Here is a 25,421-nt window from a genome sequence, read left to right on the forward strand (position 1 = left end):
AAACTTGCAATGCGTAACTACCCTAACAGACTAAAACGTGGCTTTACTCGCCAAGGACCCGACTATCGCTTTGACGACCAAGTCGACTTTAGCGATATAAGAGATACCTTCGGCTTTAGGTCAATGGTCGTTGGTAAATGGGTAACTAAAGAAGAGCGCTACATTAGCGCCAATTTAATTTACGATGCACTGGCCGACCTTGCGCAAATACTGCATTTACCACCTAAAGCAATTGGCCTGCGCGGGAAGCTTAACTTTGCATTTGGCCATGGTGGTCAAAAAGGCGTGCAAGCGCATTATAATGCAGCCTCTCAAACACTTGCTCTTGCAAAAAATGCAGGCGGTGGTGCACTTGCTCACGAATGGTTCCATGCGTTTGATCATCATATAAGCGAGCACTTATTTGCAGCAAAACCCCGCTTTGGTTTTGCCTCAAAATTATGGCTTTCAAACACGCCTAATTTATCGCATCCACTTAATAATGCTTTGAACAGTTTTTATAAACATGTATTTTTAGATGAAGATGGTATTGATGCAAATAACTTTGTACAAACGTGTATAGAACACGATAAAGCCCACAATATGAATTATATGAGCATGCCCGAAGAGCTTGCAGCACGGTGTTTTGAAGCCTGTATTGAAGGCCACACATATATAAAAAATAGCTTTTTGGTGGGAGGCTTAAAAAGTAGTAATTTAATATACCCAAATAGTGAGCATATTAATAAAGCAAATGAAGCGCTTAACCAGTACTTTGAACTACTGGGTTATGCGCTTCATAAAATGGACGAGTAATGCCTATATTTGGTGATTATTTATCGTCACTAATACGACTTGCTACTGCGCTGCTTTGATCTTTATATTTTGCATCTTTACGAATATTGTATGGGTTTTCACACGGGCCCGATAACATTTCAAAGCTCATAGCACCAATTTTCATCAGTGGGCGTAGTGCCAGTGGTAATTTACCTGAGTTGTAAAACTCTAAAACAATATTGCCGCTCCAGCCTGGGTCTATTCGATGCGCGGTTACATGCACCATTAAACCCAAACGCGCAAGCGATGAGCGTCCATCTAACCAACCTACTATATCTGCTGGTAGAGTTACTTTTTCATGGGTAATAGCTAGTGCAAGTTCACCTGGGTGTAAAAAGAATGCTTCACCTTCATCAAGCACTATTTCTTCACTCATGATCGATTCCATGGCCTTATTTAGCTGATCTTTTGGACCACTTAAATCGACGTATGCGGCGTTATGCGCATTAAACGTTCTAAATTTATTTCCCAAACGTAAATCGGCAGTCACGCCTGAAATCATCTCGCTCGTTGGCGCAGGCTCAATAACAATGCGGCCATCGCTTAAGTATTCTTTAATATGTGTGTCTGAAAGTCTCATTATTTATTAATCTTCCGTAATCACAATTTCAATTGCATTGTGATGCTGTTGATAATAAAGCGTGCTGGCTATTAGCCTTGCTGCTGCGCTGTATGTTTTGCTTATTGAGGCATCGTTATCGCTTGCAATAAGTTTACCTTGCTCAGAATACTCGCGTATATCTATTGCAAGTGGAATATGGCTAAGTACAGGCACGCCGTGCTTATGCGCCAGTTTTTGTGCACCGTCTTTACCAAAAACGTGGTTAGCTTCACCACAGTGAGTGCAAATGTAGTGGCTCATATTTTCTATTAAGCCAAGCACCGGTACGTTTACTTTATTAAACATAGCAATGCCTTTTTGCGCATCGGCTAGCGCTAAATCTTGCGGTGTAGTGACAATAACAGTGCCGCTAGCGGGTACTTTTTGGCTCATTGTAAGCTGAATATCACCGGTGCCCGGTGGCATATCAACAATTAAATAGTCAAGCTCGCCCCAATCGGTTTCGTTAAGTAACTGGCTCAGCGCGCCTGACGCCATTGGCCCGCGCCATACCGTGGCATCATCGCTTGGAACTAAAAAGCCAATTGACTGCGCTTTAATGCCATTTGCATCAAAAGGCTGTAGCTGTTTGTTATCTTTAGTGACGGGCTCTGCGCCCACTAATCCTAAAAGCATTGGGATAGATGGGCCATAAATGTCAGCATCTAAAATACCCACCTTTGCGCCTTCATTTTTAAGCGCGCCTGCCAAGTTAACAGCAGTAGTTGACTTACCTACCCCACCTTTGCCTGAGGCAATAAGTACAATATGTTTAATCGTCTTAAACTTAGCCGCCTCTCTAATGATAACCTTGGCGCTAATTGTTACAGGCACATTTAAGCTTTCACTTACGTGTTGCTCAACTAAAGGCATTTCTGATTGCCCAGCAAATGGCAGAGTTAATTTAATGTGTAGTGATTTATCGTCATTTTGAGTAATAGTATCAATGAAGCTTTCGTCAATACCGACGGCAAAAGCCGCACTACGATATGCCGCTAAGGCAGTTATAATCGGTTGTTTTTGCACCGATTTAGAAGAGAATAGTTTCGACAGTCCAAACATAGCAATTAAATAGCGTTTCTTTGATGAAAAGTGCCACGGAATTATGTAACATTCAGGGCATTAACACCAGTCAATTAATAAAAATCCATAAGCTGTGCGCACTCTAAGCAGATAGCTTGTAGATAAATTAATGATAATTGCCGTTTGTATAATAAAAACGGCGTTTTATCCTCAATTCGGAATGATTATGACGCAGCGAAAGATCCTGATTACCAGCGCATTACCTTATGCAAATGGCCCTACTCACCTAGGTCATTTATTGGAATATATTCAAACTGATATTTGGTCACGTTTTCAAAAACTACAAGGCCACGAAGCTTATTATGTTTGCGCAGACGATGCCCACGGCACGCCAATTATGCTTAATGCGCAAAAGCAAGGGATCACGCCTGAAGAAATGGTAAAACAAGTGAGCATAGAGCGCCAACGCGACTTTGCTGACTTTAATATCAAATTTGATAACTACCACAGCACCCACAGCCAAGAAAACAAAGAATTAAGCGAACTTATTTATAACCGCCTAAACGATGCCGGTCATATTAAAAAGCACACTATTTCGCAATTATTCGATCCAGAAAAAGATATTTTCTTACCAGACCGCTTTGTAACAGGTACTTGCCCGACGTGTAAGTCTGAAAACCAAAACGGCGATAGCTGTGATTCGTGTGGTGCTACATACAGCCCTACCGAACTTATTAACCCGCGTTCTGTAATGTCAGGTGCTGAGCCTGTACTTAAAGATTCTGAGCATTACTTTTTTGACCTGCCAGCATTTGAAGGCATGCTAAAAGAGTGGTTACACTCGGGAACTATTCAACAAGAAATGGCTAACAAGCTAGACGAATGGTTTACCGATGGCTTGCAACAGTGGGATATTAGCCGTGACGCACCTTATTTTGGTTTTGAAATCCCAAATGCACCAGGCAAATATTTTTACGTTTGGTTAGATGCACCTATTGGTTACATGGCGAGTTTTAAAAACCTATGTGACGAAAAAGGCCTCGACTTTGATGCGTTTTGGGCTGAAGGTTCAGACGCAGAGCTTTATCACTTTATTGGTAAAGACATTATCTACTTCCACAGCTTATTTTGGCCAGCAATGCTAGAAGGCGCTAATTTTAGAAAGCCAACTAACGTATTCGCTCATGGTTTTGTAACTGTAAATGGCGAAAAAATGTCTAAATCAAAGGGTACGTTTATTAAAGCGCGTACTTATTTAGATAACTTAAACCCAGAATACTTACGTTACTACTACGCAGCAAAATTAAGTAGCGGTATTGTTGATCTGGATTTAAACCTAGAAGACTTTGCACAGCGCGTAAATTCAGACCTAGTAGGTAAAGTAGTCAACATAGCGAGCCGTTGTGCTGGCTTTATTACTAAAAAGTTTGATGGCAAGCTAAGCAACACTATTATGCAACCAGAGCTGTTAGCAGAGTTTCAAGCGGCTGCACCTAGCATTACAACACACTACGAGAACCGCGATTACAGCCGCGCAATTCGCGAAATAATGGCGCTTGCCGACAAAGCAAACCAATTTATTGATGGCGCAGCACCTTGGGTATTAATTAAAGACGAAACTAAGCAACAAGAAGCACACGAAGTGTGTTCTCTTGGTCTTAACTTGTTCCGCGTTTTAATTACTTACTTAAAACCCGTGCTACCAGGAATGGCAGACAACGTACAAGCGTTTTTAAATGACGACCTTGCATGGGACGGCGTTCAAAATGCACTAGTAAGCCACCCTATCAATAAATTTAAACCGTTAATGCAACGTGTTGAAATGGATAAAGTGAACAAAATGGTTGAAGAATCTAAAGAAAGCTTAGCACCAAAAGTAACAATTGACCCTAACAGCCCGCTTGCAAAAGAGCCAATTAGCGACGAGATTGAGTTCGATGATTTTGCAAAAGTAGACCTACGCGTAGCTAAAATTGCTAAAGCAGAGCACGTAGAAGGCGCAGATAAACTACTTAAGCTAACACTTGATTTAGGCGGCGAAACTCGCCAAGTGTTTGCGGGTATTAAATCGGCTTATGCACCTGAGGATATCGAAGGCAAGCTAACTGTTATGGTTGCTAACCTTAAGCCTCGTAAAATGCGCTTTGGTATGTCTGAAGGCATGGTATTGGCAGCAGGCCCTGGCGGAAAAGAAATTTATATTCTTAACCCAGATGACGGCTCAGAGCCTGGTATGCGCGTAATGTAATATTACTCATACTATAAAAACCGCTGATATATCAGCGGTTTTTTTATGGGCAAAATTAATGTTTAGTCGTATATTAAATACCGAACAAGAACGTAGTGTTCTTACCAAGCTTGTAAAAAAATATATAAGTAAACTGCCTAAGTAGGCAGTTATATTTTAACTATAAAATTAATCATCTTTTTTAATTGAGCTTTTTCAATACGCGGTCTTTTCTTGGTAGGTAATAGTTATCGTAATCAAGAGACACTATAACGCGCTCTGCTTTTCCTAATAACTCATTACGCGGAATTAAACCTATTACACGCGAGTCAGCGCTATTGTCGCGGTTATCGCCCATTGCTAAATAATAATCATCAGGAATTGTAATTGCATCAAAGCCCGATAAACGTGAAGGAATATTTGCCACTCTTATCGAATGCGCTAATCCGTTTAAATCTTCGATTTTATCAAGCGAGTCTATGTTGCTTTGCTGATCTGCATAATTAAGTTTTTTACCATTAATAATGAGCTCATTATTTTCAAGCGCAACGGTGTCTCCTGGCACACCAATTACACGTTTAATTAAACGGTTATCGGCAGCTTGTGAGTCAAAAACAATAATATCACCGGTTTGTGGGTCCGCTAGTTTAAGTAGTTTTATATGCGTAAATGGGACACGAATATCGTAGGCCATTTTATCGGTAAGTATTCTGTCACCTTCTTGAATTGTTGGCTTCATAGAGCCTGTTGGCACTTCGTACCAATCGGCTACAGCGCTTCTAAATACGCTCATCAGTGCAATAAATACGATAAGAGAGCGGTTATTTTTCCAAAACTTATAAACTAATTTCATGCCTATTCCCTTCAATTGAACAAGTCTTTAATTAAGTAACTGTTTATATGACTTTGCTATTTAGCTGCAGTTCAATCAATGATGTAACAAAACATGTTGACTACTAATTTTAATTGATCGATTAAATTTAGAGCGTCGTAACATTTAACGAAACCAACGGGTATTAACTTAAAGGAAAAATAAAATGTTTAAGAAAATTACTACTGCATTATTGTTTACAACTGCAAGCCTTGGATTTACTACAATGGCTTATGCTGATCATCATGGTATGAAAAAAGACGTTGTTGAAGTAGCCGTTGAAAATGGTTCGTTCACTACTCTTGTTGCTGCTGTTAAAGCCGCAGGTTTAGTTGAAACACTGCAAGGTAAAGGACCCTTTACTATTTTTGCACCAACAGATGCTGCATTTTCTAAATTACCTGAAGGCACTGTAGAAATGTTACTCAAGCCTGAAAACAAAGATAAGCTAACGGCGGTATTAACTTATCACGTAGTGTCTGGAAAAGTGATGGCAGCCGATGTAATGAAGGTAGATAGTGCGAAAACACTACAAGGCCAATCAGTTATGGTTAAAGCCGACAGCATGGGCGTAATGATAAATGACGCTAAAGTTGTAAAAGCTGATGTAAAAGCAAGCAACGGCGTAATTCATGTTATCGACACCGTACTACTTCCAAAAGAGTAGTCATAAAAGAATAAGCCAAATAAAAAAGCATAAGTAAATACTTATGCTTTTTTATTTATTTTTGTTTCATGACATAACAAATTATTGATTTAGTTTTTCTTTCGCTTCTTTTACTTTTTCAAAATCTAAACCAAGTTCGTCAGTCGCTTCTTTAATAAGATGCGGTTGAGTCATCACGACTGCCATTAGTTGCTGTAGCTTTTCTGGCGGAATACCAAGCTCTTGAACAAGCGCCATTGCCATCATTGGGTTTTGAGTAAACGCTTCAAACAATGCTTTTACTTTTTCGTCGCTTACATTGTGCTCTTTAAGTATTGCTAGTATTGGATTCATTATTAAACCTTAAGTGTTTTTTATAGGGCTTAGTATATGGGCTAAACCCTAAAATTAAAGAGTTACTCTACAAGTAAAACCACTTTTCCTGCGTTTTCATTACGCTCTAAAATAGCATGGGCTTCGTTTGCGTCGCTCCAAGGCAATGTTTTATACAAGTTAAAGTCGTACTTTTTAGTGGCAATATCATTGTAAAAACGCGCTACAAAGTCGTCGCGCACCTGACGTTTAAACTCAATACTACGATTTCTAAGCGTTGAGGCATGAAACGAAATACGCTTTTGTAAAAGCGCCGCAAAATCAACCTCTGCAAAACGTCCATCTAAAAATGCAAGCATCACGATTTGGCAATCCATGGCTGCAATAGCGGCATTTTTATTTAAGTAACTACCCGAAACAGGATCTACAATTGCATTTGCTGTTAACTCATTTGCTTTCATATATTCTACAAAGTCGGTGGTTTTGTAGTTAATTGCATGATCGGCACCAAGCTCTTTTGCGTGTTGGCATTTATCATCCGTACCAGCGGTAATAACTACGGTAGCACCTGCGCTTTTAGCCATTTGAATTGCTGCACCGCCCACACCACTAGCACCTGCATGAATAAGCGCTGTTTGCCCTTTTTGTAATTTACCAAGCTCAAATAACGCGCCAAATGCCGTTAAATACACTTCACTTATTGCGGCGCCCTCAGCCATTGTTACATCATCGGGTAATTCCATAAGCTGTTTTGAATCAACTGCTACATATTCGCTATAAGCACCACCTGAGCACAACGTAAAAATACGCTTGTTTAGCCAGCTTTTATCTACATCTTTTCCAAGCTCAGTAACTGTACCCGCACATTCTAAACCTAAAATCGGGCTATCTCCCGCAGGGGCCGGGTATTTACCTTGGCGCTGCATACTGTCTGCACGGTTTACACCTATTGCTGCAACTTTAACAAGTACTTCATGGCTCTTTAAAACCGGCTTTTCGGTTTCACTAAATGCAAGATTGCCATCTTCATGAGAAATATATTTCATTGTTGCTCCAAGTTTAAAAACTGTAATAACATATAGATGGGGATGAACACAGATTCAAACAACCTCAAAAGCGCCAACTTTGTTTATAAGGATAAACATCGGGTAGATAACCATTATGTACTTGTTGCTGACAATCCTGCCAGAACGTCGCTAAAAACAAGTTACTGTGCTCATTATTAAAATAGTTAAACGCAATATCGTTGGCACTAAAAAACACCTTAAATTGGCTCGGAAATATATCGTTTTCAGCTATATCAAAATACGAGTTACTACTTAGCTCTTCGAGTGCATTTTGGGTTTGTGGAACGTCTCTAAAGTTGCAATCGGTTAGTGGGCAAATTTCGTCAAAGTCGTAAAACACCACTCGCCCCCATCGCGTTACGCCAAAGTTTTTCATTAGCATGTCGCCCGGAAATATATTAGCGCCCGCTAACTCTTTAATTGCTTTACCGTAGTCATGCATCACGCTCTCTAAGGTTTTGTTATCGCATTGGTTAATATATAAATTAAGCGGGGTCATTTTACGCTCAACATAAACGTGCTTTAAAATGAGTGCCTTACCCGATATAACCATACTGCTACCAATTTGGTTTTTCATCTGCTCAAGCAGTTCGTCGCTAAAACGGCTTAAATCAAACGCTAAATATCTAAACTCGTGTGTATCTACCAAACGCCCAACCCTATCGGCTTGTTTTACAAAGTTATACTTGTCTATCACTTGTGCTTTGGTGGCTGTTTTTGGCGCACTAAATTTGTCTTTAATTACTTTATAAACGTAATCTAGCCCTTCAATAGTAAATACCAGCATTACCATACCTGGCGTCCCTGGCGCTTTAACATACTTGAAGTTGGCTGGGCTATTTTTAGTCGTATCGACCTTATACCGATAAAACTCAGTTTTGGCGTGCTTTATAAAACCAATGGCGTTAAATAACTCAAAGCGTTGTTTGTGTGGCATTAACACACTTAAGTAATCTACATAACGAGCGGGCTTATCGGTATTAACCATAAAATAGGTGCGTGCAAAGCCAAATAATAAACTTAATTGATCGGCGCCCATCATTACAGCATCAAGCTTTAGTCCCTCATCGGTATTTAAAATAGCGATAGCAAAAGGCATATTGTCGCCATTTTTAGCAATGCAGCGCCCAATTAAATAACAGGCTTTGTTTCTAAAAAATAATGAGTTGGCGTATTCAATATACCCGTCGTTTAAATTTATAAGTTCGTACACCTGTTTGCATTGCTGCTTAGCGCCTTGCATTAACGTACTTTGTAATGTGGCTACATCAAGTTCTAAATGACTAAACGGCACTCTAAATACTTGATTAGTGATAAGCGTTTTAACGGCGTTATTAAACCCATTATGTAGCGATACCCTGCTCACTAAGCTTTCATAAGAGCGCGGCTCACTACGATACTTTGCTTTTAATACAAACAAATGCACAGTACGAATTTTTTTATCGTCCCAAATTGCGCCAAACGTTGAATTAAAAAAAGTATGCGCAATAGGTTTGTTTTCGTGATTTTGTACCATATCGCCGTAAATATTTTTAGCTAACTGCCACGTTTGCGGGCAAGTAAGCTCAGCATAAGCAATAACTCTCACGGCTTCACTCACGTTTTTCACTTCGCGCTCATACACTTGTAAACGTTCACGCATAGCACTTTGCACACTATGGTACTGTCGTTGTTCAAAACGGCTTTGTGCACCCAGTGTAATATTTAAAAATTGCGAAAACATCGCCTCAAATCCAGCAAAAACAGATCGTGCAAGCTTACTGGCAATAACGTTTTGCAGCGTATTATTAGATTGATGTGTTAGCCTATTTTGCATAAATACAGCACTTATATTGATGCCAGTTATGGCGGTTATTTTTATTAATTGTTTACACCTTAGCAAGCAGGCTTTAATTTAGATAATTAATAAACCATATAAATAGAATTTATTGGGCGTATTGACCTTTCGAGGTTAATTTTGCAGCCGTGTATTTGGTTTATAAGCAAGGCAAAGTACATGTAGTGTGGTGGCTCCCCATAAATGTACTTTAACGCTGCATAAAGGCCAAATACACACTGCCCATAGGGTTCTTTCTAGGGACGATTAACTCTTTGTTGCTCGATTTTTACTTAGCCCACTAGGTGGCAAACCTCGCGCCGCGATTAAATCGCCCCTAGATTGAACAAATTTCAACCCTGAAAGGCCAACACGCCCATATGAATATAAGAAATGTCGATCTTAACCTTCTCGTTTATTTAAATGTGTTAATAGATGAAAAAAGTGTGTCGAAAGCTGCAAATAAACTCGCGCTTACGCAACCGGCTATGAGTAACGCATTAAAACGTTTGCGCGATTTATTTGACGACCCGCTACTTGTGCGTGCCGCAGGCTCTATGACGCCAACGGCAAAGGCACTTGCGTTAAAGCCTGAAGTTGAGGCGCTCTTAAAAATGGCCGAAGCTATTACGCAGCCTAGTGAGCAATTTAACCCTGCAACCGCTGAAGTTACCTTTAGAATAATGGCAAATGACTACATAGAGTCGACCTTAATAGCCCCTTTTATAACGGCGCAGCTTAGTAAAAACCCCGGTATTAATTTTGATGTATTAAGTCCAAGCGACGTAAACCTGCAAGACATGGAAAAAGGCACTATAGATTTAGCAATAAATCGCTTTAATGGTTTGCCACGCTCGTTTCATCAAGCCAGTGTATGGCGAGATAACTACTGTTGTTTAACCCATCCTAAAAATACATTTTTACAACAATCAGGGTTAGACGACTACTTAAAAAAAGAGCATATTTGGGTAAATCGTGCCGGCTGGGGGCCTGAAGCCGCTGTTACTAATAAATCAGGAAAGCAAAAATTAGGCTGGGTAGATGAAGCGCTTTGGCAACTAGAACAAACACGTAAAATACGTGTTTTTACTCGCCACTATATGGTTGCAAGCCTGCTTTGCCAATCAGAGCAACTTATTGCCACCCTACCGCGCAGGCAAGCTAAGTTATTAACCTCTCATACTGATTTGGTAATCAGCCCTGTACCATTTCAAATAGTGCCTATTGAAGTAAAAATGATATGGAGCCCACTGCTGCACCATGCAACGGCGCACCAATGGTTAAGGCGTGAGTTATTAGCGTTTGCTAAAACGATTGCAGATAGATAAATTATTATTTTCATCACATCAAACACTAGGTATTTTACTATCGCGCATATTGTCCAAGCTTTACTTTCATTAGAAGAATATAATGATAAACAAACTTAATAATAAGAATAACGATATTGCAAATATAATTTTTGCTGTCTTTCAAAAGTCCTACGCTATAGAGGCTAAACTGATCGGCGCGCATAACTTTCCTCCTTTAGCGCGTAATATTAAAGGTATAAAAAAATCAGAAACAACCTTTTATGGCTACAGCGAAAATGAATGTTTAGCAGCCGTTATAGAAGTAGATACAAACAACGAGTATTTAGATATTTGCAGTTTAACCGTTGATCCTAGTCATTTTAAAAAAGGTATCGCAAGTAAGCTAATAAGTTATGTTTTAGCAATGGATGATTTTTCTCATGCAATAGTGGAGACTGCGGTTGCTAATACTCCTGCAATAAATTTATATAAAAAGCATGGCTTCGTGGAATTTAAAAGATGGACTCCTTCACATGGTATTGAAAAGCTGGCTATGTCGGTCGTAATTTAAATCAGTATTTCAAAATAGGTAATTTACAAATGGATAGTGCATCAATAATTGCGTGGAGTGTTTTGTTTGGCGGCATTGGTATTGGCTACCTTACTTACGGGCGAAGAAAAAAAGCCGTAGTGCCACTTTGCATTGGTTTATCGCTATTGGTATTTCCGTATTTTATGAGCAGTGTGAGCATGCTGTTGATTGTAGGCGCTATTTTAGTGGCTATTCCCTACTTTATTAAAATTTAACATTACTATTGTTATTGCTACTGTAACGACTAAATAAAATAAATGCTCAAAATAAAAAAGCGCCGTGGTATTCAACTTTGGGAAAATACCATGGCGCTTTTGGAAATCGTCGATATAGGAGTCTACCTACAGTGTATGATTAGCAAGCTTAGTACCAACTTCATAAAACAATTAAAATTCAATAAAAACAATTAACTAAGCATCCACCTTAACTCATCAACTAATCCCCTTGTTCCAGTTTTGTGCACGTTTTTACCGCTCTGCACCAAATTAATTAGTATAATTTAGGTATGTTTTCTATTTTTTTATTTAGTTTTAAAACTTACTATTGATGAAATCAATGTCAGTTATTGAAAACAACAATTTCATTAATAATACACTTAGCGCTAGAGTGAAGTTAAGCCAACAAACTAAGAGTAATAATTATGACAACATCAAGCTTCACACAACAAGACGGGTTATTTATTGATGCTAACTTACATCAGTTTATTGAAGAGCAGTTATGCGCAAAAACTAACACCACTGAAACTTACCAAGCATTAGCTACTTTAGTTGATGAGTTTGGTTGTAAATGCCGTAAAACAAAGCACCAACCAAATGATGTATTAGAAGTGGATACATTGCTAAACGCATACCAACTTAAAAACCACCCACTTTGCCATGTTGATGCACAAACGACAGAAGCCGTTTTAGACGAATATTGCTGCCAGGTTCCTGCCATTATTGTTGTTGCGTTAATGGATACGCTTAGTGGTACGCAGTGCGATGAACCTCAAGCACATGAGATTTACCATCGTGCAGCGCAGTTAACCAACCGCCCTTGCATGCACAGAGTAAAAACTGCCTCAGCAGCTTAATAATGAATGTGTTTAAAAGTGCTCGATAACCTTCTTTGCAAAGCCAGTACAAGTTAAGGTTGTCGAGTTATGAATACTTGAGTTATCGCTCTGCTCTTGCGCTAAATCAAAGGTTACTTCACCGCTTTTAAATGTTTGCTCTAACGCATTTTCTATTAGTAATGCGGCCTCGTCCCATCCCATAAATTTAAGCATTAATACCGCACTTAAAATACTACTGCTGGGGTTTGCTTTATTTTGCCCTGCTATACGTTCAAACGTGCCGTGTGTAGGCTCAAAAAATGCGACATCGTTATTTAAATTTGCAGCAGGCATTATGCCAACACCGCCAACTTGTGCGCTCAGCATATCCGCTAAAAAGTCACCATTTTGATTAGTCGTCACCACTACATCAAATTGCTCTGGGTGCATTAAACATTGCTGCAGCATGTTGTCGGCTATAACTTCTTTAATAATTAGAGGTGCTTGATTTACTCGCTCTATTTGCAGCCAACGCCCATTTTCATGTGCAGTGGCATTAAATTCGCTTTGCGCAAGTGCATACCCCCAACGCTTAAATGCCCCATCGGTAAATTTAAGTACATTGCCTTTATGCACTAGCGTTAATGATTCACTATCGTTTTTAAGTGCATAGTTAATGGCAAAGCGCATTAGTCGCTCAGAGCCTTCTTTAGATATATTTTTAATACCAATACCGCATTCTTGTGAAAACCTTAAGCGGGTTACGCCCATTTCCTCACATAAAAAATCGAGCATTTTTTCGCTTTCTACACTCCCTGCTTGCCACTCAATACCTGAGTACACGTCTTCGCTGCTATCACGAAGCACTGTTATGTTTGTTAAAAAAGGATTTTTTAAAGGAGAAGGAAGTGCGCTAAAGCCTTTTATAGTTCGCATATTTACAAACAAATCCATTTCTTGCCTGAGTGCAACATTAAGCGATCTAAAGCCACCACCCAGTGGTGTGGTTAACGGCCCTTTTATGGCAATTTTGCAGGCACGTACCGCGTTAATTGTTTCTTGTGGAAACCAGTCACCGTCATACAGCTTTGCGGCCTGCTCGCCATTATAAACTTGCATCCAATGAATTTTCCGTGCACTTTTATAACAATGCTCAATTGCACTATCAACAACGTGGCGCATCACCGGCATAACATCCAGCCCCACGCCATCGCCATCAATAAAAGCAATGATAGGTTCTAACGGTATTTGCCAATGTCCTTGTGCATCAATAGTGATATTTTGGCCGTGCTCAGGAACTTGAATATGCTGATACGTCATGGCTAAAACCTAACTTAAAATAACGATTAATTGATTAAACCATGCTTAGCTAGAGGTGTCTGTATTTGTACTTTTATAGTTACTATCATTTTAAAAAATAAAGAATTAGGCGTGATTATTTATCCATTTAGTTGGTCTTGTATATTAAGCCTGGCGTACCAGTTATTAAATTACAGTGGAGCATTTTAATGAAATACTTTTTTGTACTGCTACTATCAATCAGCTCTTTTAACGTATTAGCCGCTGAAGTAGTCATACATAACCTTAGCTCGCTCTCAAGTAATGCTCAAAATACGGTGTCTACATGGGTTAATCAAAGTGTTGAAAAAACACAAAATACACTGGGGCCTTTAAAGCAAACCACTTTGCCTATTTATTTAAAACCGCAATACTTTGCTTTTGAGCCTGTACCTTGGGCTACAGTTAAGCGCAATAACCCCGATGGGATTGAACTACATATAGATCGCTACGCCAGTTTAAATGCATTCACTAAAGATTGGACGCTATACCATGAACTTTCGCATTTATATTTGCCGCTACTTCCCTACTCCGGTTTTTGGCTAAGCGAGGGTTTTGCCAGTTATATGCAAAACGTAATAATGCGTGACAGCGGTATAATCACCCAGCCACAGTTTGTACAACGTTTAAATGCAGGATTTGATCGTGCCCGCCTGCAAACCAAAACTAAAACACAGCCACTTAATAAGCTCTCTGCCGATATGTGGAAACAACGCGCCCAGCAACGTGTTTATTGGACGGGTGCGGCTTTTTTTGCACAGGCCGACCTTAAGCTACAAAAACAAGGTTTATCTGTCGCGGGTATAATAAAACAGTATCAAACATGCTGTAGACCCGCTCGTTCTAGTGCTAAAACCTTTATAAAAGAGTTAGATAAGTTATCCGGCAGCAGCATTTTTACAACGCTGTATGCAAAATATAATACCCGTACTGATTTTCCTGATATTAATAAAAAGCAGCTAAACACGCTTTAACGGCTGCTCTGTTTTATATAGCTACTATATTCAACCAGCCCTTGCGCATTAAAATTGGTTGAGTACTCGTTCATAAAACCATGCAAAAAATTGGTTTTATAGCACTTAACACCCGCTTTGGTGCTTAAAGCTTTAATAACTTCATCGACATTAAAGTGACTCTCACTTGCTGGGAATATGAATTCACAGGGTACATTTGCATCTAACGCTAAATAATTACGAATTTGCGACGGATAAAAGCCAATTAACTTTTTAAGGTGTGTATTGCCTGTTAATAACTGTGCCCGCCATGCTGCACTTGCCCCTGCGCTAAACGCAATACATGTGGTCGGCACTTTTAAACTCTCAAAGCATTCTAGAAGTTTGTCCGTGTATTTGTCATGGCCACACTGCTGTATAAAATTATTATAACTATCTTGTTCACTTTCAATAGCTTGAATCTTGTTATTGTATGGGTCAACAATCACTAAATTTGAACTAATTGCCTGTGATAACTTACTTAAAGCAGGGGTTAAACCATAAATATCACTCACTATTAGGTAATTCATACTTATCCTTTGGTAACTAAAAATGGGCTTTGTAAGCAGTTGATAAGATTTATTATAAATATTTTTATAATAAATAGCTTGCACACAATTTATATATAAGTTACCTTCCCTCTCTGGTTTAAAGAAACCGCCGCGGTTAACCATTTACCCTGATCCAGTAAGCCCCGCAAAACGTATATTTGAAAGCTAAGTTATTGTACGGCGAGAACCCCTTGAATAATACCGAGATGATTTTTTACTATCATCGCAAAAGTGTCATAAAGATCGTCAACACTGTAATGAAGCTAAACACAACATCGTTAATTTATTGACTGCAATTTGCTATACAAATATAGCGCAGAATAAATAACAAGAATAAAGTGAGTTTTATTATGTCTTATAAATATAACGGGTCTATGATCCAAATAGCACATCCAGTGCAATCAATTTCAGTAAACAAACATCGTGTAATCTTCAGTGATACACAAGGTTTAAAAAATGCATTATTTCAAAAAGCGAGTGATGCACGCCAGTTTGTTAAGTGGCTAAAAGCTAACTAAGCAACATATAACTTTAATTGCCATTCTATTATTGCAATTATTGATAAGATATTATGCCAGCCTTGTTGCTGGCATTTTACTTTTTAGCCCTTTATTGGTTACAATAGTTTTACAATAATAATTACTGGTAGCTGTTGTAATGCTCCGTATATTTTTAACTTTCTTACTTTTTTTCTGTCTGAGCTCAATAAGCAATGCTAGAACCATAAACTGGCTAGCGCACGATTTTGCACCCTATTATATTTTAAATGGTCAATATCAACACCAAGGCCGTGACGAAAGCATAATTTCTTTACTTGAAAAACAACTTCCTAATATTACCTTTAACCGCATGCTTATCCCCTCAGGTAAAGTAATTCAAGAGCTGTCTAATACTTCAAATAATGTTTGTGCGTTATCGCTTTATAAAAATGATTACAGAAAAGAGCATATTTATTTCACAGACGAAAGCTCAACAACAGGCCTCTCGCCTTCAATAGCAATGCATAAAAAGCTGGCCAAAGCGCTAAATATAGCGGAATCAAAAGAAGTATCACTACTCAATTTAATACAAGATAAAAAACTAACTCTTGGAGTTTCTATGAGCCGCTCTTACGGCCAAGAGATAGATACTTTAATAAACAGTACACCCAACATTGATTTAGTAATTAGACCCACACGCGATAGCCTAGCGAGCCTTACATATATGCTTAACCTAAAACGAATTGATATTTTGCTGGGTTACCCAAGCGAGCATTACTATTTAGCTAAATCAATGCACTTTGAAGAAAACTTAACGCAGCGTCCATTAACCGAATCTCCAGCGCTCAGTTATGGCTTTATTGGTTGTACTAAAAACGAGCAAGGCGCAAAAGACATCGCTATTCTTAATGAGCAGCTTAAAGTTATTAAAAAAACGCAGGCTTATAACGATTTACTTATGCGCTGGTTGCCAGAGGATTTAAGGCCTCTATTAAAGTCACGTATTAATAGCACAAAATAAACAAATTCAAAGTCGCTTAATTTGAGTTTCTGTTAAGCAAAAAAAACGCCACAGTAAGTGGCGTTTTTATATTCAATAACTGTATTACTTACGAACGCCTTCTATTGATAAAATAATATCAACATGAGTAGATGCAGGCCCTAAGTTGTAATCAATACCATAATCTGTAAGTTTAAGGCTGGTTTCGCCTTCAAAACCTACGCGGTATCCACCCCACGGATCTTTACCTTCACCCACTTTATCTATTTCAAAGGTAATAGTTTTAGTTACGCCATGCAGCGTAAATTCGCCGGTTACGTCGGCCTCTTCACCATCTTCATCAAATTTAATGCTGGTGCTTTTAAATGTCGCTTTTGGGTATTTATCCGCATTTAAAAAATCTTTACCATGTAGGTGCTTATCACGCTCTGCATGGTTAGAATCAAGGCTTGTGGTGTCAATATTTACCATAATTTTTGATGCATCAGGATTTTTAGCATCGTAACTAAATGTGCCGTCAAAAGTATTAAAACGACCATATAACCAGCTGTAACCTAAGTGTTTAATTTTAAAGTTAACAGATGCGTGCCCGCCTTTCGTATCAATTACATAATCAGCTGCATTAGCGGCTGTTGCCGATAACATCATTGCAGCCGAAACGGCTGTGCTTACTAATAATTTTTTCATTTTAATCATCCTTTAATGGTTTGATCATTCTGATTAAGGTTTTATCTTTATCGATAAAGTGATGTTTAAACGCCCCTAGTGCATGCAATACTGCAAACCCGATTAATGTGCACGCGCCATAATAATGTACTTTTCCTGCAATATCGGCTTGGTCATCAAATGCAAAATCAAGCGCTGATACGTTAAATAAGGTAAACACTTCTATTGGACGTCCGTCTGCAGTTGATATTAAATACCCTGCAACAACTATAACGGCCAAAATAATATACATAGCAATATGCGCAGTATGTGCTAATTGGTTCATGCCTTTACTTTCACCTAATGGTTTAGGTTGTGTAGATAAAGCACGCCATAAAATTCTAAATAAAAATACCGCCACAAGCGTAATACCAATACTTTTATGTAAATCGAGCGAGCCTTTATACCAGCTATCGTAATAAGTAAGCTCAACCATATACAAACCTAAACCAAACAGGCCAAAAATAGTCAACGCCATCAGCCAATGTAAAATAATGGCGACAAGTCCGTAAGATGAAGGTGTATTTTTAAACATGTGTAAAGTCCTATAATGCTATGACGTTACAATATAGTGCATAGCCGTAAATGAAAATAACATTTACAAACACTTTACGTGCGTATACGCACAGAACTTTGATAATTAAAGTCAGTTTTTAAAAGTTGAGGATTAAACAGATAAGTTTATAGGGTGGATTGCTCGCTCAAGCTGACATAAATTAAGCTCTCTGGGCTTACTTGCAAACAAGTAACAAGTCCTTCTTTAATGAGCTCAAGCATGGCTATAAAACTAACCACCACACCACTACGCCCTTCATCAGGCGTAAAAAGCGCATTAAATACCACTGCTGAATTTGCTTTCGATAGCTGTTGTAATATTTGGCTCATTCTCTCTCGGGTTGAGAGTACTTCAGCAGTAATTTGATGATGTTCAAACGTTTTTGCTCGCGCCATAACATCACTCAACGCCAGCATTAAGTCTTTAAGTTCAATATCAGGGAGGTTATGACTTGTGTCTTCATTTATTGGCATAGCGGCATGCGCTATAAAAATATCACGCCCAACACGGGGGATATCATCGAGGTTTTCGGCGGCTTTTTTAAATAACTCATATTCTTGCAGGCGTTTAATAAGCTCAGCGCGAGGGTCTTCTTCCTCTTCAAGCTCTTCGTGAACAGGGAGTAATAAGCGCGACTTAATTTGTGCAAGTAACGCAGCCATTACTAAATATTCACCGGCAAGTTCGAGTTGAAACTCGGTCATCATTTCAACGTAACTTACATACTGCTCTGTAATACTAAAAATAGAAAGATCGAGCACATCAAGTTTATGCTTTTTAATTAAATAAAGCAGTAAATCGAGCGGGCCTTCAAAGGTTTCTAATATTATTTCGAGCGCATCGGGCGGAATATATAAGTCTTCTGGTTTATCTACAACCGCTTTACCATGCAAAAAAGCCAGTGGCAGCTTATGCTGCACTGGCTTTTCACTACTTTTTGTATCAGCAGTACTTTCGCTCACTTGTTATTACTCAAACGGGCTTGTATCACCACAGCCAACACGCAATATTTTAACTTCATCTTCCGACAAGTCGATTACTGTGGTTGCTTGCTCGGCTAAATGGCCACCGTGAATAATTAAATCAACGTGTTTATCTAATCGCTCTAATATTTCATCCGGATCAGATTCAGTAAACTGCTGCCCGGGTAAAATTAAAGAACACGACATTAATGGCTCGCCAAGTTCGGCAAGTAACGCACAAGCAATTGGGTGTTCAATTACACGCATGCCAATGGTTTTTTTCTTGTCGTTTAATAAACGCTTAGGGACTTCTTTTGTGCCTTTAAAAATAAAGGTATAAGGCCCTGGCGTATTATTTTTAATTAATCTAAATAGCTGGTTATCTACACGTGCATAAGTAGATAGCTCCGATAAATCACGGCAAACTAGCGTAAAATTATCGTTTTTTTCAATACCACGAATACGCTCTATGCGCTCTTTGGCTTGCTTATTACCAATGTTACAGCCAATGGCATAGCCCGAATCTGTTGGGTAAACAACAACGCCGCCTTGTTTAATAATATCAACGGCTTGACTAATCAGTCTTGGTTGCGGGTTATCAGGATGAATATGGAATAATTGACTCATGTTAATGCCCCTTCTTGTCCTTCCCAAACTTGCCAAACACCTTGGCAGTCTTTCGGTAAGTATAAATTTTTGCCAAGCTCTAAATAGCTTGTCGGAAAATGAAAATCAGACCCTTGCGAGCAAAGTAGTTCGTACTCACGGCTGAGTTCACCTAAAAATTGACGTTCGCTTGGCGCCTGTTGAGGTTGTGCAACTTCCATTGCGTCTCCTCCTACACTTTTAAATTCTACTAATAATTTGCGTAGCCACTTGTTTGACATTTGATAGCTACTTGGGTGAGCAAGTACAGCAACACCACCAGCGGCATGTATTGCCTCTACAGCGGTTTGCATGGTGCACCAGCAACTAGGTACGTAGCCTGTTTTGCCGCGCCCTAAGTACTTTTTAAAAACACCCGGGAAATTTTTAGCTACACCGCGCTCAATAAGGGCACGTGCAAAATGTGCGCGCGTAATTTGCGCGTCTTTTGCCAGCTCTTTAGCTTGCTCGTAAATGCCATCAAAACCATTTTTTGCAAGGCGTGCGCCAATTTCTAGTGCACGCTCTTCTCGCTTTTGCTGCTGAGCCGATAATAAAGAGGTAAGGTCAATATTATTAATATCAATATTTAAACCTACAATATGAATTTCGAAGCTTTCCCATTTGGTAGACACTTCGGTACCCGTTATTAATGAAAGCGGTAAGTTTTCTGCTTCAATAAATTGCTGAGCAGGCTTAATAGCCGCCACAGTGTCATGATCGGTAATAGCAAACACATCAATATTTTTATCAACAGCGCGATGCAATAATTCTTCAACCGTCAAACGCCCGTCTGAATGTGTAGTATGGCTATGTAAATCGTATTTTATCAAAAGAAAACTGCTTAAAATTAAGGGTTACTGGTGTTTATGTAAGTATAACAACTTTTTTGACTAAATTGTTTTAAATAAACACTTGACACAAAAGCATAAGATACGTTTTACTGTAGCCACTTTCAGACACATTAAGAATTAACAATAATGATCAATTCAAACTTAAACACTATTTGGTGGTGGCACTCGTAATTTTCGGGTGATGAATTGTCGTGTCTAGCAAAAATTCAAAACCCGCAACTATGCGGGTTTTTTTATAACTAAATTTTACGAAACGTATACGTTAAAAATATTTAATAAATTTTGAGGCAGAAAAACATGAATAACGGTCTTACTCTTACACATCGTTGGTGGTGGCGCCTGATATAGCGGGACGGTAATGATCTGTTTGTAATTTAGATATCGTTATTCAAACCCCGCATTGCAAAAGCACTGCGGGGTTTAATTTTTTGAGGGAATGAGGTTTGATTTTTAGTCATATAACTACCACACCAGGCGAAGTAACAAGCATTACGCAAGTACGCGACTATATTAGTAGCCCTCTTGCATTATACGCGGCACTTGATAAGCCTAACTCACTACTGCTTGAATCGGCTGAGATTGATTCTAAAGACAGTGTAAAAAGCTTAATTTTAGTTGATAGCGCCCTGCGCATTGTATGTAAGGGTAAAACGGTAACTGTTAGCGCACAATCTAATAACGGCAAGCAATTATTAAGCTACTTACAAGCAAATGTTAAGAGCTGTGATTCACAATTAAACGACACAACGCTTACACTTAACTACCAAGACACCAGCAGCGATATAGACGAAGCAAGTAAGCTTGTTGCCGATAACGCTTTCAGCGCTCTTCGTACCTGTATTAACAGTATTCAAAGCACTACCGAAAATCCGTTTTCGGTATTTTTAGGCGGTGTGTTTGCCTACGACATGGTGGCAAACTTTGAGCAATTAAGTGATGTACCTGATGGCGAAAACACCTGCCCAGATTACGTATTTTATTTAGCTGAAACGTTAGTTGTTATTGATCATCAAAAGCAAACAACCGAACTCATTGGCAATGTATTTAATGGCCCAGACGTACACGCTAACTGCTTTGAAGTAGGTAAAGAGCTTGAGCGGTTAAATACGCTGTGCGATAACGCAGCAGAATTTAGTGCGGATATGCAAAGTGGCGAATGTGAAGTAAGCGTTGATATAAGCGACGAAACGTATTGCGAGCAAGTTGTTAAGCTTAAAAAGAACATTGTAGATGGCGATATTTTTCAGGTAGTGCCGTCGCGTACATTTTCACTACCTTGCCCTGATTCTTTACATGCGTATAGCCAGCTTAAAAAGCAAAACCCAAGCCCTTACATGTTTTATATGCGCGATGAAGACTTTGCATTATTTGGCGCGTCTCCTGAGTCGGCCCTTAAGTACGACGTAAGTAATCAGCAAGTAGAAGTTTACCCAATTGCTGGCACTCGCCCACGTGGCAAATTTGCTAATGGGCAAATAAACCCCGACTTAGACAGCCGCATTGAGCTGGAACTAAGAAACGATCAAAAAGAGCGCGCCGAGCATTTAATGCTTGTCGATTTAGCCCGTAACGACGTAGCCCGCATTAGTGTTGCAGGTACTCGTTTTGCCAAAGAGTTATTAAAAGTAGACCGCTATTCACAGGTAATGCATTTAGTTTCACGCGTTGTTGGCACACTAAAACCAGAACTTGATGCACTGCATGCTTACCAAGCGTGTATGAACATGGGCACCCTTGTTGGTGCACCAAAAGTACGTGCTGCTGAGCTTGTACGTCAAACAGAAGGTAAGCGCCGTGGCAGTTATGGCGGCGCAGTAGGTTACTTAACCGGTGATGGCGCAATGGATAGTTGTATTGTTATTCGCTCTGCTTTTGTTAAAAATAACATAGCCTACGTGCAAGCAGGTGCAGGTGTAGTGTTTGACTCAGATCCTATTTCAGAAGCAAACGAAACTCGCGCTAAAGCACAAGCGGTTATCACCGCCATAAAATCTACGTATAAGGCGGTATAAAATGAGTAAAGCGAATCCTATTAAAATCTATTTTTTAGATAACTTTGACTCATTTACATATAACTTAGTTGATGAGCTTACGATGCTTGGCTGCGAACTTGTTGTTTACAGAAACAACATTAGCGCTGAGGTTATTTTTAATAAAATGCGCCAAGAGCAAGGACAAGTGCTATTAGTACTTTCGCCAGGTCCTGGCACACCAAGCGATGCAGGCTGTTTAATGGAGCTTATTGAGCTCTCTAAAGGCCACTTCCCAATGCTAGGCATTTGTTTAGGCCAACAAGCGTTAACACAAAGCTATGGCGGAGTAATCGGTCACGCGGGTGAAACCGTACATGGTAAGTCTTCAATTATTAATTTAGGCGAACATCCTGTATTTGATGGTATGGGCAATACAATGCCTGTAGCACGTTACCATTCATTAATGGCAACAAAAGTGCCTGATAATATAAAGGTTATTGCCCAGTACGAAGATATCCCAATGGCTATTTATCATCATGATGACAACGCATTGGGTTATCAATTTCATCCAGAATCAATACTGACGCCAAACGGCGCAATGCTACTTCAGCAAAGTGTCGCTTACTTAACACGTGCCAAATAAAAGAGGACATTATGAGTACACAACCAGAACAACCCATAAATGTTCAACACGCTATTGAACAACTAATTACAGGGCAATCATTAAGCTACGCAGACGCCAAAGCACTGTTTGATGAAATAATGCAAGGTAACATGAGCGAGATTGAGCTAACCGCCCTACTAATAAGCCTTAAAATTAAAGGCGAAGTAAGCGATGAAATAGCAGGTGCTGCAGCCTCAATGCGCGAAAACGCTGTTGCTTTTACTACCAGCAGTACACAACTTGCTGATAGCTGTGGCACTGGCGGCGATGGCTCAAACACAATTAATATAAGCACAACAGCAGCCATAGTTGCCGCTGCTGCCGGCATCAACATGGTAAAACATGGTAATCGCAGTGTATCGAGTAATTCAGGCTCTGCCGACTTACTAAAAGCGTTGGGCATTAATATAGATATGAGCCCAGAGCAGGCAGCAAAATGCCTTGAGCAAACCAATTTTACCTTTTTGTTTGCACCGCACTATCACAGTGGCGTACGCCATGCGATGGGCGTGCGTACAGCGCTTAAAACACGCACTATTTTTAATATTTTAGGCCCGCTTGCTAACCCAGCAGCACCTGATGTGCAATTGTTAGGTGTGTACAATGAAGCGTTATGTATGCCAATGGCACAAACACTTAAAACCCTTGGCACAAAGCGCGCTATGATTGTTCACGGCTCGGGCACTGACGAAATAGCTCTACACGGTCCAACAACGGTAGTTGAGCTGAATAATGGCGAGCTTACACAGTACACACTAAACCCAAGCGACTTTGACCTTGCAAACTATTCACTTGAACAACTCGCTGGTGAAGGCCCACAATACAACGCAAATGCTAGCCTTGAAATCTTACAAGGCAAAGGCACAGATGCACATAATGCTGCCATTGTGGTTAACGTAGCTGCCCTTTTATACCTAACAGGTAAAGCAGAAACGTTAAAAGAAGGGGCAAAGCAAGTACAAACATTATTAAGTTCAGGGCAAGCCATGAACACACTAAATGCAATTATTGAGGTAAGTAATGGCTAATGTATTAGACAAAATTGTTGCTGATAAAAAATTAGAACTAATTGAGCGTAAAGCCGCACGCCCGCTTGAAAGCTTTAAACACCTTGCAGTGCCTACAAGCCGTAGTTTTTACAAAGCATTAGCCGCCCCAGGCACACAGTTTATTTTAGAGTGTAAAAAAGCATCGCCTTCAAAAGGGCTAATTAGAGAGCCATTTGATTTAACCGAAATCACATCGGTTTATAAAAAATACGCTACCTGCATGAGCGTGTTAACTGATGCTAAATATTTTCAAGGCAGTTTTGACTATCTTGAATTTGTGCGCAGCCAAGTAGAACAACCGCTTATCTGTAAAGACTTTTTTATAGATGAGTACCAAGTGTATATGGCGCGTATTTATGGCGGTGACGCTATATTACTGATGCTTTCAGTACTCGATGACGAAAGCTATAAAGCACTGCACGCAGTTGCCGATTCTCTGAATATGTCGGTATTAACCGAAGTAAGTAATGAAGAAGAAGTACACCGTGCACTTGCGCTTGATGCACAAATTATTGGTATTAATAACCGTGATTTACGCGATTTAAGCACCGATTTAGCCACTACCGAAAAGCTACGCAAACTTATTCCGGCTGATAAAGTGGTTATTTCGGAATCGGGTATTTACACCCATCAAGACGTAAAACGTTTAGCTCCATTATGCGATGGTTTTTTAATTGGCAGCTCACTTATGGGCGAGCGTGATTTAGAGCAAGCATGTCGCCGTGTTATTTTAGGTGACAATAAAGTATGTGGTTTAACACGTACCAAAGATGCACAAGCGGCATATCAAAACGGTGCTATTTACGGGGGTTTAATTTTTCATCCTAAATCGCCACGCTATGTTGATTTAGATTGCGCAAAAGAGCTTAGCCAAAGTGCCCCGCTTAATTTTGTGGGTGTGTTTGTAGATGCCCCAATTGATCAAGTTGCTCAATACGCAAGTGTGCTAAAATTGGCGGCAGTTCAATTACATGGTCAAGAAAGTGACGATTACATCGCTCAGTTGCGTACACAGTTACCTACCGGCTGCGAGATTTGGAAAGCCCAAGCAATAAAAGATGCATTGCCAACGCCTGTAAATGGCGTTGACCGACACCTTTACGATACACACAGCGATACACAAGCTGGCGGTACAGGTAAAGCATTTGATTGGTCGGTGCTTCATGATGCAACCACTCCGTTTATGCTCGCTGGAGGCTTAAATCCAGACAATATTAAAGATGCGCTTTTTAAAGGTGCCTTAGGCCTTGATTTAAACTCAGGCGTTGAAGAATCTGCGGGTAAAAAGTGCCCTAACAAATTACATAATGCTTTTACAAGCATCAGAAATTATTGAGGT

The 25,421-nt window shown here is 39.6% G+C and carries 27 protein-coding genes; 14 read left to right on the top strand and 13 right to left on the bottom strand.

Translation table 11 applies throughout. From position 1 onward, the window contains the following. Positions 1-9: 9 nt before the first annotated feature. Positions 10-795, top strand: a complete 786-nt coding sequence (locus H5087_RS12425) for a CLCA_X family protein (RefSeq protein WP_024597611.1) — start codon at positions 10-12, stop codon at positions 793-795. A gap of 16 nt (positions 796-811) precedes the next feature. Here the strand turns inward: H5087_RS12425 and dcd are convergent, their stop codons facing one another. Both dcd and apbC read right to left on the bottom strand, forming a co-directional pair. Then, on the bottom strand, positions 812-1,396 hold the full coding sequence (gene dcd, locus H5087_RS12430; protein WP_002959670.1) for a dCTP deaminase: 585 nt from the start codon (positions 1,394-1,396) through the stop codon (positions 812-814). A 6-nt stretch (positions 1,397-1,402) separates the two neighbouring features. Beyond that, entirely contained in the window at positions 1,403-2,479 is a 1,077-nt protein-coding gene (apbC, locus tag H5087_RS12435) for an iron-sulfur cluster carrier protein ApbC (RefSeq protein ID WP_182672240.1), read from the bottom strand. Positions 2,480-2,666: 187 nt separating this feature from the next. Here apbC and metG point away from each other — a divergent pair, with 187 nt between their 5' ends. Beyond that, positions 2,667-4,688, top strand: a complete 2,022-nt coding sequence (gene metG / locus H5087_RS12440; RefSeq protein ID WP_182672241.1) for a methionine--tRNA ligase — start codon at positions 2,667-2,669, stop codon at positions 4,686-4,688. A 181-nt stretch (positions 4,689-4,869) separates the two neighbouring features. Here metG and lepB read toward each other — a convergent pair whose 3' ends face one another. Then, positions 4,870-5,520 (bottom strand): signal peptidase I, encoded by a 651-nt coding sequence (gene lepB, locus H5087_RS12445; protein WP_024597614.1) that lies wholly within the window; start codon positions 5,518-5,520, stop codon positions 4,870-4,872. A 184-nt stretch (positions 5,521-5,704) separates the two neighbouring features. On the opposite strand from lepB, the gene H5087_RS12450 reads away from it, so the two are divergent. Next, complete coding sequence (locus H5087_RS12450) at positions 5,705-6,205, top strand: fasciclin domain-containing protein (protein WP_007582534.1); 501 nt, start codon at positions 5,705-5,707, stop codon at positions 6,203-6,205. Between the two features lie 81 nt (positions 6,206-6,286). Here H5087_RS12450 and H5087_RS12455 read toward each other — a convergent pair whose 3' ends face one another. From H5087_RS12455 to aceK, 3 genes are all read right to left on the bottom strand, one after another. Continuing rightward, complete coding sequence (locus tag H5087_RS12455) at positions 6,287-6,538, bottom strand: DUF2999 family protein (RefSeq protein ID WP_007582532.1); 252 nt, start codon at positions 6,536-6,538, stop codon at positions 6,287-6,289. 62 nt (positions 6,539-6,600) lie between these two features. After that, positions 6,601-7,563 carry a zinc-binding dehydrogenase gene (locus H5087_RS12460; RefSeq protein ID WP_182672242.1) on the bottom strand — a complete coding sequence of 321 codons (963 nt, stop codon included), beginning with the start codon at positions 7,561-7,563 and terminating at the stop codon, positions 6,601-6,603. Positions 7,564-7,627: 64 nt separating this feature from the next. Continuing rightward, positions 7,628-9,400, bottom strand: a complete 1,773-nt coding sequence (gene aceK / locus H5087_RS12465; RefSeq protein WP_182672243.1) for a bifunctional isocitrate dehydrogenase kinase/phosphatase — start codon at positions 9,398-9,400, stop codon at positions 7,628-7,630. A 380-nt stretch (positions 9,401-9,780) separates the two neighbouring features. On the opposite strand from aceK, the gene H5087_RS12470 reads away from it, so the two are divergent. From H5087_RS12470 to H5087_RS12485, 4 genes are all read left to right on the top strand, one after another. Continuing rightward, positions 9,781-10,728 carry a LysR family transcriptional regulator gene (locus H5087_RS12470; protein ID WP_182672244.1) on the top strand — a complete coding sequence of 316 codons (948 nt, stop codon included), beginning with the start codon at positions 9,781-9,783 and terminating at the stop codon, positions 10,726-10,728. Between the two features lie 82 nt (positions 10,729-10,810). Then, the gene (locus H5087_RS12475) at positions 10,811-11,260 is read left to right on the top strand and encodes an N-acetyltransferase (protein WP_182672245.1); all 450 of its coding nucleotides are present in this window, start codon (positions 10,811-10,813) and stop codon (positions 11,258-11,260) included. Positions 11,261-11,289: 29 nt separating this feature from the next. Continuing rightward, entirely contained in the window at positions 11,290-11,496 is a 207-nt protein-coding gene (locus H5087_RS12480; RefSeq protein WP_007375422.1) for a hypothetical protein, read from the top strand. Between the two features lie 425 nt (positions 11,497-11,921). Further along, positions 11,922-12,353: a hypothetical protein gene (locus H5087_RS12485; protein WP_002961558.1), complete on the top strand. Its 432-nt coding sequence runs from the start codon at positions 11,922-11,924 to the stop codon at positions 12,351-12,353. Between the two features lie 12 nt (positions 12,354-12,365). On the opposite strand, the gene icd is transcribed toward H5087_RS12485, so the two are convergent. Further along, on the bottom strand, positions 12,366-13,634 hold the full coding sequence (icd, locus tag H5087_RS12490; RefSeq protein WP_138488944.1) for an NADP-dependent isocitrate dehydrogenase: 1,269 nt from the start codon (positions 13,632-13,634) through the stop codon (positions 12,366-12,368). Between the two features lie 188 nt (positions 13,635-13,822). On the opposite strand from icd, the gene H5087_RS12495 reads away from it, so the two are divergent. Next, positions 13,823-14,626: a hypothetical protein gene (locus H5087_RS12495; protein ID WP_039490175.1), complete on the top strand. Its 804-nt coding sequence runs from the start codon at positions 13,823-13,825 to the stop codon at positions 14,624-14,626. On the opposite strand, the gene H5087_RS12500 is transcribed toward H5087_RS12495, so the two are convergent. Then, the gene (locus H5087_RS12500; protein ID WP_182672246.1) at positions 14,623-15,174 is read right to left on the bottom strand and encodes a hypothetical protein; all 552 of its coding nucleotides are present in this window, start codon (positions 15,172-15,174) and stop codon (positions 14,623-14,625) included. The two genes, H5087_RS12495 and H5087_RS12500, sit on opposite strands and share 4 nt — an antisense overlap. Positions 15,175-15,545: 371 nt before the next feature. Between H5087_RS12500 and H5087_RS12505 the strand changes: the two genes are divergently transcribed. Together H5087_RS12505 and H5087_RS12510 are read left to right on the top strand one after the other, a co-directional pair. Then, on the top strand, positions 15,546-15,713 hold the full coding sequence (locus H5087_RS12505; protein WP_002961566.1) for a hypothetical protein: 168 nt from the start codon (positions 15,546-15,548) through the stop codon (positions 15,711-15,713). A gap of 139 nt (positions 15,714-15,852) precedes the next feature. Continuing rightward, positions 15,853-16,695, top strand: a complete 843-nt coding sequence (locus H5087_RS12510; protein WP_154903278.1) for a transporter substrate-binding domain-containing protein — start codon at positions 15,853-15,855, stop codon at positions 16,693-16,695. A gap of 84 nt (positions 16,696-16,779) precedes the next feature. On the opposite strand, the gene H5087_RS12515 is transcribed toward H5087_RS12510, so the two are convergent. The 5 genes from H5087_RS12515 to H5087_RS12535 form a co-directional block, all read right to left on the bottom strand. Next, positions 16,780-17,361, bottom strand: coding sequence for a YceI family protein (locus tag H5087_RS12515; protein WP_182672247.1), 582 nt, complete (start codon positions 17,359-17,361; stop codon positions 16,780-16,782). Position 17,362: 1 nt separating this feature from the next. Further along, the gene (locus H5087_RS12520; protein ID WP_182672248.1) at positions 17,363-17,914 is read right to left on the bottom strand and encodes a cytochrome b; all 552 of its coding nucleotides are present in this window, start codon (positions 17,912-17,914) and stop codon (positions 17,363-17,365) included. Positions 17,915-18,060: 146 nt separating this feature from the next. Continuing rightward, positions 18,061-18,897 carry a ScpA family protein gene (locus H5087_RS12525; RefSeq protein ID WP_182672249.1) on the bottom strand — a complete coding sequence of 279 codons (837 nt, stop codon included), beginning with the start codon at positions 18,895-18,897 and terminating at the stop codon, positions 18,061-18,063. 6 nt (positions 18,898-18,903) lie between these two features. Continuing rightward, entirely contained in the window at positions 18,904-19,524 is a 621-nt protein-coding gene (locus H5087_RS12530; RefSeq protein WP_002961576.1) for an L-threonylcarbamoyladenylate synthase, read from the bottom strand. Continuing rightward, positions 19,521-20,375, bottom strand: a complete 855-nt coding sequence (locus H5087_RS12535) for an RNase RNM (RefSeq protein WP_002961577.1) — start codon at positions 20,373-20,375, stop codon at positions 19,521-19,523. The genes H5087_RS12530 and H5087_RS12535 overlap by 4 nt, the downstream gene beginning before the upstream one ends. Positions 20,376-20,839: 464 nt before the next feature. Here H5087_RS12535 and H5087_RS12540 point away from each other — a divergent pair, with 464 nt between their 5' ends. From H5087_RS12540 to trpCF, 4 genes are read left to right on the top strand one after another with little or no spacing between them, the layout of a single operon-like run. Further along, the gene (locus tag H5087_RS12540) at positions 20,840-22,408 is read left to right on the top strand and encodes an anthranilate synthase component 1 (RefSeq protein WP_165724016.1); all 1,569 of its coding nucleotides are present in this window, start codon (positions 20,840-20,842) and stop codon (positions 22,406-22,408) included. Position 22,409: 1 nt separating this feature from the next. After that, entirely contained in the window at positions 22,410-23,012 is a 603-nt protein-coding gene (locus H5087_RS12545) for an aminodeoxychorismate/anthranilate synthase component II (RefSeq protein ID WP_149592564.1), read from the top strand. 11 nt (positions 23,013-23,023) lie between these two features. Then, a complete protein-coding gene (gene trpD / locus H5087_RS12550; protein WP_154903287.1) occupies positions 23,024-24,061 on the top strand; it encodes an anthranilate phosphoribosyltransferase in 1,038 nt (345 codons plus the stop codon). Further along, the gene (gene trpCF / locus H5087_RS12555) at positions 24,054-25,418 is read left to right on the top strand and encodes a bifunctional indole-3-glycerol-phosphate synthase TrpC/phosphoribosylanthranilate isomerase TrpF (RefSeq protein ID WP_002961581.1); all 1,365 of its coding nucleotides are present in this window, start codon (positions 24,054-24,056) and stop codon (positions 25,416-25,418) included. The genes trpD and trpCF overlap by 8 nt, the downstream gene beginning before the upstream one ends. Positions 25,419-25,421: the final 3 nt, after the last annotated feature.

The sequence above is a fragment of the Pseudoalteromonas sp. SR43-7 genome (genome assembly GCF_014163785.1).
In the GTDB taxonomy this organism is placed as follows: Bacteria; Pseudomonadota; Gammaproteobacteria; order Enterobacterales; family Alteromonadaceae; genus Pseudoalteromonas; species Pseudoalteromonas distincta.